This is a genomic window from Curtobacterium citreum, from assembly GCF_006715175.1.
Taxonomy (GTDB): Bacteria; Actinomycetota; Actinomycetes; order Actinomycetales; family Microbacteriaceae; genus Curtobacterium; species Curtobacterium citreum.
This window is the reverse complement of record NZ_VFMQ01000001.1, coordinates 3602989-3612036: the sequence shown is the minus strand read 5'-3', so window position 1 is coordinate 3612036 and position 9048 is coordinate 3602989. Positions and strand designations below refer to the sequence as shown.

Here is a 9048-nt window from a genome sequence, read left to right as displayed (position 1 = left end):
CCGCCCGATGGTGCAGCTCGACGGTGGCCGCTTCGCTACGTCGGACCTCAACGACCTCTACCGTCGTGTGATCAACCGCAACAACCGTCTCCGCCGTCTGCTCGACCTCGGTGCCCCCGAGATCATCGTGAACAACGAGAAGCGCATGCTGCAGGAAGCGGTCGACGCGCTGTTCGACAACGGTCGTCGTGGTCGTCCCGTCACGGGTACCGGCAACCGCGCCCTGAAGTCCCTGAGCGACATGCTCAAGGGCAAGCAGGGTCGTTTCCGCCAGAACCTGCTCGGCAAGCGCGTCGACTACTCGGGCCGTTCGGTCATCATCGTCGGCCCGCAGCTCAAGCTGCACCAGTGCGGTCTGCCGAAGCAGATGGCGCTCGAGCTGTTCAAGCCGTTCGTCATCAAGCGCCTGATCGACCTGTCGCACGCGCAGAACATCAAGTCGGCCAAGCGCATGGTCGAGCGTTCGCGTCCGCAGGTGTGGGACGTGCTCGAGGAGATCATCCGCGAGCGCCCCGTGCTGCTGAACCGCGCGCCGACGCTGCACCGTCTGGGCATCCAGGCGTTCGAGCCGCAGCTCGTCGAGGGCAAGGCCATCCAGCTCCACCCGCTCGTGTGTGCTGCGTTCAACGCGGACTTCGACGGTGACCAGATGGCCGTGCACCTGCCGCTGTCGGTCGAGGCCCAGGCCGAGGCCCGCATCCTGATGCTCGCCTCGAACAACATCCTCAAGCCGTCGGACGGCCGTCCGGTGACCCTGCCCGCACAGGACATGATCATCGGTCTGCACCACCTGACGACCGTCCGCGAGGGCGCCGTCGGTGAGGGCCGTTCGTTCTCCTCGGTCGCCGAGGCGATCATGGCGAAGGACCAGAACACGCTGGACCTCAACGCGATGGTGAAGATCCGCATGTCGGGTGTCCACTTCGCCGAGGGCGAGGCTCCCGAGGGCTACGAGGTGGGTCAGTCGATCCTCCTCGAGACCACGCTGGGCCGCGCGCTCTTCAACGAGACCCTGCCGGCGGACTACCCGTTCGTGCAGCGCGTCACCGACAAGGGCACCCTCTCCGCGATCGTCAACGACCTCGCCGAGCGCTACTCCAAGACCGAGACGGCCGCCGCGCTGGACCGGATCAAGGACGCGGGCTTCTACTGGGGCACGCGCTCCGGTGTGACCGTCGCGCTCTCCGACGTCGTCACGCCGCCGCGCAAGAAGGAGATCATCGCGGGCTACGAGGTCCAGGCCGCCAAGGTCCAGGGCGAGTTCGACAAGGGTCTGATCACCGACGCGGAGCGCCGCGCCGACCTGATCAAGATCTGGACCGAGGCCACGAACGAGATCGCGCAGGAGATGCGCGACAACTTCCCGATCGACAACACCATCAACCGCATGGTGTCGTCGGGTGCTCGTGGTAACTGGCTGCAGGTGCGCAACATCGCCGGTATGCGTGGTCTGGTGAACAACCCGAAGGGTGAGATCATCGCCCGCCCGATCATCAACTCGTACCGCGAGGGCCTGACCGTGGCGGAGTACTTCATCGCCACGCACGGTGCGCGCAAGGGTCTGGCGGACACGGCGCTCCGTACCGCTGACTCGGGCTACCTGACGCGTCGTCTCGTCGACGTCTCGCAGGACGTCATCATCCGTGAGGACGACTGCGGCACGACCCGTGGCCTCGAGCTGCCGATCGCGACCAAGGGCGAGGACGGCAAGCTCGTCCGCGACCCGCGCGTCGAGAACACGGTGTACTCGCGCACCCTGGCCGTCGAGGCCGTGGACGCGAACGGCACCGTGGTGGCCGAGGCCGGTTCGGACGTCGGCGACGTCCTGCTGGACACGCTGCTCGAGGCCGGTGTCGAGAGCATCAAGGTGCGCTCGGTCCTGACCTGCGAGTCCGCCGTCGGTGTCTGCGCGAAGTGCTACGGCCGTTCGCTCGCCACGGGCAACCTCGTCGACATCGGCGAGGCGGTCGGCATCATCGCCGCCCAGTCCATCGGCGAGCCCGGTACTCAGCTGACGATGCGTACCTTCCACACGGGTGGTTCGGCCTCGGCCGACGACATCACACAGGGTCTGCCCCGCGTGACCGAGCTCTTCGAGGCCCGCACCCCGAAGGGCGCGTCCCCGATCGCCGAGGCCCCCGGCCGCGTCACGATCGAGGACACGGACAAGGGTCGTCGGATCATCCTCACGCCGGACAACGGCGACGAGCCGTTCATCTACCCGGTGCTCAAGCGTGCGACCCTCCTCATCGAGGACGGCCAGCACGTCGAGCTCGGCGAGCAGTTCATCGCCGGCACGGTGGACCCGAAGGAGGTCCTCCGGGTCAAGGGTGTGCGCGAGGTCCAGAAGCACCTCGTCAACGGTGTGCAGGACGTGTACGGCTCGCAGGGCGTGCCGATCCACGACAAGCACATCGAGGTCATCGTCCGTCAGATGCTCCGCAAGGTCACCGTCGTCGACCACGGCGACACCGACCTGCTGCCGGGTGAGCTCGTCGACCGGTCGCGCTACAACGCGCTGAACCGTGCGGCGCTGCAGGAGGGTCGCAAGACCGCCTCGGCTCGCCAGGAGGTCATGGGCATCACGAAGGCGTCCCTCGCGACCGAGTCGTGGCTGTCCGCCGCGTCCTTCCAGGAGACCACCCGCGTCCTCACGCAGGCGGCCATGGAGGGCAAGCAGGACCACCTCGTCGGCCTCAAGGAGAACGTCATCATCGGTAAGCTCATCCCCGCCGGGACGGGCCTCAGCCGGTACCGTGACGTGGACGTCGCCGCGACCGAGGAAGCCAAGGCGGAGCGGTACCCCAACCGCATCTTCGCCGACGACTCCTCGTTCTCGGACGCCGACCTGAGCTTCGTCGACTTCGACAGCTTCTCGTCGGACGACTTCACGCCGGGCACCTACAACTGAACAGGCACAGCCAACTGAGTCTGAGCTGAACCCGGAAGGCCCCCGCATCCTCGGATGCGGGGGCCTTCCTCGTTGTCGGACCGGGAGTCTCGTCGTCGGATCGGGAGCCGGACTGGAGGATCGTGGCGGGCCCCGCCACGATCCTCCAGTCCGCCGGTCAGGCCGTCCGGCCCTTCTCGTCGACGAGCGAGTACAGGCTGAGCACGTTCCCGTCGGGGTCGCGGACGTCGAACCAGTCGACGGCACCGTCGACGCACTCGACCGGGCCGACGTCGATCCCGAGGGACCCGATGCGCGCGTGCTGCGCGCGGACGTCGTCGACGCCGAAGCGGACGGTCGCGGGGCGCTGCTCGGCGTCCGCGGCGGCGTACAACTGCAGCCAGATGCCGCCGATCTCGTACTCGACGACGCCGTCCTCCGGCTCGAGGTCGGGATCGGTGCGTTGGAACACGGCGCCGTACCAGAGGCAGGACGCCTCGACGTCGCTGACGGGCAACCCCACGGTCACGCTCGTGATGTCCATGTCTCATCATGTCCCGCGGGTCCGGTCCGCGTCGAGGGTCGGACGCTGAACGTTCCTCCACAGCGGAACGCTCGGCGCTGTCCGTCCACAGACCGCAGGCGTGGGTCCGCGTCGCGTGGTCCGCCACCGCAGGATCGACGCATGGACGTCACCCGACAGCACCCGGCACCCCTGCTCTGGGGCCACCGGACACCCCGTCGCCCCCTCGTTGTGGGACTGCGGTCCCCGCGTTCCGCGGCTCTAGCGTGGACGAGCGCCGCGACGTCGCTGCGCCGACACCCGAACCCGAGCTCGACCCGAAGGAGTTCCCGGGGCACATGGCCACGCTCTCCGAGATCCTCATCCTCAACGGCGCCCTGCCGATCGAACACCTCGACTCCATGACCGGAGACGAGGAGATCGACGAACGGTCCATCCGCGCGCTCGTCGACCAGGGCGTCGTGAGCGAGGCGCAGTACATCACCGCCCGCGCCGCGTCGCACAACTCCCGCACGGTCCCGCTCACCGACTATCCGGTCGACGGCACCGCGGTGTCGATGCTCCCCGCGGCGCTCTGCCGGCGGCACGGCGTGCTCGGCATCGGGTTCGAGGGCGAGACCCTCGTGCTCGCGATGGTCAACCCGACGAACGTGCTCGCGATCGACGACGCTCGGACCGCGTCCGGCCGGACCGTGAAGCCGCTGCAGGTCGACGAGCGCGAGCTGCAGTCGGCGCTCGACCGCTACCTGCGCGCCGACGACGAGCTGAACGACCTGACCTCGTCCCTCGAGGAAGAAGCGTCCGCGCAGGCGAACCAGCAGGTGGACCTGACCGACGGTGCGCTCGACGACGTCCCGATCGTCCGGTTCGTGAACCTGCTCGTGTCCCAGGCGATCCAGGACCACGCCTCGGACATCCACATCGAGCCGGGGGAGCACGAGGTCCGGGTGCGCTACCGCATCGACGGCGTGCTGCACGAGATGGCACCGGCGCCGAAGAACATCCAGAACGGCGTCATCAGCCGGCTGAAGATCATGAGCGACATCGACATCGCCGAGCGGCGGAAGCCGCAGGACGGCCGGATGTCGGTGCGGCACGGCGGCCGGCAGATCGACCTGCGCGTGGCGACGCTCCCCACGGTGTGGGGCGAGAAGGTCGTCATGCGGATCCTCGACAACACGAACACGTCGATGACCCTGACCGACCTCAACCTGCTCGAGCAGAACTTCGCGGCGTACCAGCGGTCCTACTCGAAGCCGTACGGCATGATCCTGGTCACCGGGCCCACCGGCTCGGGCAAGTCGACGACGCTGTACACGACCCTCAACGCGGTCGCCCGTCCGGAGATCAACGTCATCACGGTCGAGGACCCGGTCGAGTACCGGATGGCCGGCATCAACCAGGTGCAGGTCAACCCGAAGGCCGGGCTGACCTTCGCCTCGGCGCTGCGGTCGATCCTGCGTTCCGACCCGGACGTGGTGCTCCTCGGCGAGATCCGTGACCACGAGACGGCGCAGATCGCGATCGAGGCGTCGCTGACCGGCCACCTCGTGCTCTCGACGCTGCACACGAACGACGCCCCGTCGGCCGTCACGCGGCTCACCGAGATGGACATCGAGCCGTTCCTGGTCGGGTCGGCGCTCGACTCCGTGGTGGCGCAGCGCCTCGCCCGCCGGCTCTGCGACCGCTGCAAGGCGCCCGCGCAGTACACGCCGGCGCAGCTGCAGGCGCTCGGGTTCCTCGCGGCGGACGGCGACACCGTGCCGGAGTTCTTCGGGCCGGTCGGGTGCGCCGTGTGTTCGAACACCGGGTACCGGGGCCGCATCGCCCTGCACGAGGTCATGACCGTCACCGAGGAGATCGAGCGGCTCGCGGTCGCGCGGGCGTCGAGCGCCGAGATCAGCCGGGTCGCGCAGCAGCAGGGCATGCTGACGCTCCGTCAGGACGGGTGGGAGAAGGTCAAGCGCGGGATGACGAGCGTCGACGAGATCCTCCGCGTTGTCGCGTAGGCGGAGCAGGGACGACAGGACGATGGACGAATCCGTGTACGACATCGAGGCGGGCGACGACCCCGTCGCCGGCTGGCACCCCGGGCAGCCGGGCAACGAGGTCGGCGGCCGCCGTGCCGCACGCCTCGCCGCCGCGGCGGCGGAGGCGGCCGCGTGGACCCCGACGTCGCCCGACGTCGTCGCGTCCGCGGCCCCGATCGCGGGCGGAGCGGTGTACGACCTGTCCGCAGAGCTCCACCCGTCGGACGAGCAGCCCTGGTACGTGCCCGGGAGCACCGGCGGCGGCGCGGCCGCTGCCCCGGGGCCGAGCTCGCTCGTCGGAGGTCCCGCCGCGGTGCCGCCGGCGCAGCCCCATGCCGCGCCGGCGACCCCGCCGGCGGCCGTGCCCGCCTCGACGGCGTCGTACGGCTACCCCGACGCGGTGACCCAACACCTGCCGGTGGTGCCCGCGGAAGCGACCACGATCCTCCCGGCCGCGCCCGTCGCCGTCGCGCCCGTCACCGTCGCGAACCAGGCGGCCGTCGGCGGTGTCGCGCACACCGAGATCGGCTTCACCCGCCACGCACGCGAGGTCGCCGACGCCGACCTCGTGACCGCGCTCGCGCAGGTGGTGTACCAGGACGCCTCCGACCTGCACGTCACCGCGGACGCGCCACCGACGGTCCGCGTCGACGGGTCGCTCCGCCCCGCCGTGCCCGGCGGACCGTGGTCCCGCAACAAGGTGATCGCGGCGCTGAAGACGCTCCTGACCCCCGAGCAGGCCGGCCAGTTCGACCACGAGCAGGAGCTCGACTTCGCGTACTCGCTGTCGCCGGAGTACCGGTTCCGCGTGAACTACTACCAGCAGCGGGGCAACTGGGGCGCGGCCTTCCGCATCATCCCCACGCAGATCAAGACGCTCAAGCAGCTCGGCATCCCCGACCACGTCGGCGCGTTCGCGAGGCTCCCGCGCGGCCTCGTGCTCGTCACCGGACCGACCGGCTCCGGCAAGTCGACGACCCTCGCGGCGCTCATCGACCTGGTCAACGAGACCCGCGCCGACCACATCGTGACGGTCGAGGACCCCATCGAGTTCATGCACGACCACAAGAAGGCGATCATCAACCAGCGCGAGGTCGGTGCCGACACGCACTCCTTCGCCGCCGCGCTGAAGCACGTCCTCCGGCAGGACCCCGACGTCATCCTGATCGGCGAGCTCCGCGACCTCGAGACCATCTCCGTCGCGCTGACCGCCGCCGAGACCGGACACCTGGTGTTCGCCACCCTGCACACGCAGAGCGCCCCCGGCACGATCGACCGCGTCATCGACGTCTTCCCGCCGCACCAGCAGGGCCAGATCCGCACGCAGCTCGCGGCGACGCTCGAGGGCGTCGTCTGCCAGACGCTCGTGCCGAAGGCCAACGGCTCCGGCCGCGTCGTCGCCACCGAGATCATGCGGACCACCCCGGCCATCGCCAACCTGGTCCGCGAGGGCAAGACCTACCAGATCACCTCGGCCATGCAGGCCGGGCGGGACAGCGGCATGCACACCATGGACCAGGACCTCGCCGAACTCGTCAACGTCGGCACCATCACCCGGGCCGCCGCGATGGAGAAGGTGCAGGACGAGGACGGCTTCGACCGCCTCGTGCAGCGCGTCGAGTCGCCGTCTGACTCGTCCGCGGCGGCGATCGCCGCCTCGGAGATCGACTTCGGCGACAAGTTCTCGGGGGGCCACTGATGTCGCTCGCGTACGACTACCGGGGACGGGACGGCAGCGGGAAGCTCGTCAAGGGACGGCTCGACGCCGCGTCCGAGGGTGCCGTCGTCCAGCGACTCCGGGGGATGGGCGTCTCGCCGATCGCGATCACCGAGGCGAAGCCGGGCACCGGGCTGCAGACGGAGATCAAGATCCCGGGGTTCGAGCGAGGCGTCGGGCTGAAGGACCTCGCGATCATGTCGCGGCAGGCCTCGACGATGCTGTCGTCGGGGCTCTCCCTGCTCCGGGCCCTCACGATCCTGGCCGACCAGACCGAGAGCAAGAAGCTCAAGGAGATCCTCGGCAAGGTGCGGGACGACGTCGAGCGCGGTGTCTCGTTCTCGGACGCGGTCGGCAAGTACCCGGTGGACTTCCCGCCGATCATGATCAACATGATCCGTGCGGGGGAGACCGGCGGCTTCCTCGACCAGGCGATGGACTCGATCGCGACGAACTTCGAGAAGGAGCACAAGCTCCGGTCGACGATCAAGTCCGCGATGACCTACCCCGTCGTGGTGCTCGTGATGTCGCTGGTCGCGGTCGTGGTGATGCTCGTCTTCATCGTGCCGATCTTCCAGAAGATGTTCGCGTCGCTCGGGGGGCAGTTGCCGCTGCCGACGCTGCTGCTCGTCTACGCCTCGAACGCGATGGTGTGGGTCGGGCCGATCCTCGTCGCCGCGGTCGTCGCCGGCTGGTTCTGGTGGCGCGCGAAGCAGCACACCGATGCCGTCCGCGCCGTCGTCGACCCGCTGCGACTGAAGCTCCCGGTCTTCGGCGCGCTCAACCGCAAGATCGTCATCGCACGCTTCGCCCGGAACTTCTCGAACATGATCAGCGCCGGCGTGCCGATCCTGCAGGCGCTGCAGATCGTCGGCGAGGTCTCGAACAACTTCACGGTCCAGCGCGCGCTGGAGCGGGTCGCCGAAGCGGTCCGGAAGGGCGAGTCGATCGCTGAACCCCTGGCGCGCGAGAGCGTGTTCCCGGAGATGGTCTCGCAGATGGTCGCGGTCGGCGAGGACGCCGGTTCCCTCGAGGTGATGCTGGAGAAGATCGCGGTCTTCTACGACAACGAGGTGGAATCCACGACCGAGGCGTTGACCGCATTGATCGAGCCATTGTTGATCGCATTCTTGGGTGTCGTGGTCGGCGGCATGATCATCGCGCTGTACCTGCCGATCTTCAAGATCTCCTCGCTCATCCACTGACGCGTATGCCCCGTTCAGGGGTGGTTTGGTCACGAGCTGACCCCGGTAGTGGGGGTATTTTGCTGCCGTTCCACCCCCCGTTCTCGGGATTATGCACAGAAAGTGCCGTCCATACGCTTGACGGCGGCGGCAGCACAGCCCCCACCCACCCGAATGCATTCTTGGAAGAATGGAACGACCATGTACTTCGCGCTGCTGGGCAAGCTCAACGCTCGCCGCAACGAGATCGCCAAGGAGTCCGACAAGGGCTTCACGCTCATCGAGCTCCTGGTGGTCGTGATCATCATCGGCATCCTCGCCGCGATCGCCATCCCGGTGTACCTCGGCGTGCAGAACAACGCGCGTGACTCGGGTGTGCAGAACGACGTGTCGAACCTCAAGACGGCGGTCGTGAGCATCTCGACCCAGAACAGCAACACGCTGCCCGGCAACCTGTCCACGAAGGCGGCCTCCGGGCTCAACGCTGCGGGCGTGACCGGCGGCCAGTCGTGGTCGGCCGCCGGCGCGACCTGGAGCGACGCCGAAGCGCAGCTGGTCTACTCCGGCTCGGGGACGTCGTTCTGCGTGATGGGCATCAGCTCGACCGGCAAGTCCTTCGCCGCGACCGAGACCGCCGGCGTCAAGGCCGGCAGCTGCTCCGGCACCTCGTTCTCGGCCGCGAACGCGACCGTCACGCCGTAACA

6 protein-coding genes are annotated in these 9048 nt (G+C 68.7%); 5 read left to right on the top strand and 1 reads right to left on the bottom strand.

Annotated elements, in window-relative coordinates:
- The coding region (rpoC, locus tag FB462_RS17130) for a DNA-directed RNA polymerase subunit beta' (RefSeq protein WP_141863170.1) at window positions 1-2911 on the top strand (2911 nt) is incomplete at its 5' end.
- Between the two features lie 157 nt (window positions 2912-3068).
- On the opposite strand, the gene FB462_RS17125 is transcribed toward rpoC, so the two are convergent.
- Window positions 3069-3434, bottom strand: coding sequence for a VOC family protein (locus FB462_RS17125; protein WP_058741130.1), 366 nt, complete (start codon window positions 3432-3434; stop codon window positions 3069-3071).
- A gap of 317 nt (window positions 3435-3751) precedes the next feature.
- On the opposite strand from FB462_RS17125, the gene FB462_RS17120 reads away from it, so the two are divergent.
- From FB462_RS17120 to FB462_RS17850, 4 genes are all read left to right on the top strand, one after another.
- Complete coding sequence (locus FB462_RS17120; RefSeq protein WP_141863405.1) at window positions 3752-5422, top strand: GspE/PulE family protein; 1671 nt, start codon at window positions 3752-3754, stop codon at window positions 5420-5422.
- 22 nt (window positions 5423-5444) lie between these two features.
- A complete protein-coding gene (locus tag FB462_RS17115; RefSeq protein ID WP_141863168.1) occupies window positions 5445-7142 on the top strand; it encodes a type IV pilus twitching motility protein PilT in 1698 nt (565 codons plus the stop codon).
- Window positions 7142-8365, top strand: a complete 1224-nt coding sequence (locus FB462_RS17110) for a type II secretion system F family protein (RefSeq protein WP_114849340.1) — start codon at window positions 7142-7144, stop codon at window positions 8363-8365. The genes FB462_RS17115 and FB462_RS17110 overlap by 1 nt, the downstream gene beginning before the upstream one ends.
- Window positions 8366-8545: 180 nt before the next feature.
- A complete protein-coding gene (locus FB462_RS17850) occupies window positions 8546-9046 on the top strand; it encodes a type II secretion system protein (RefSeq protein WP_208738924.1) in 501 nt (166 codons plus the stop codon).
- Window positions 9047-9048 lie beyond the last annotated feature (2 nt).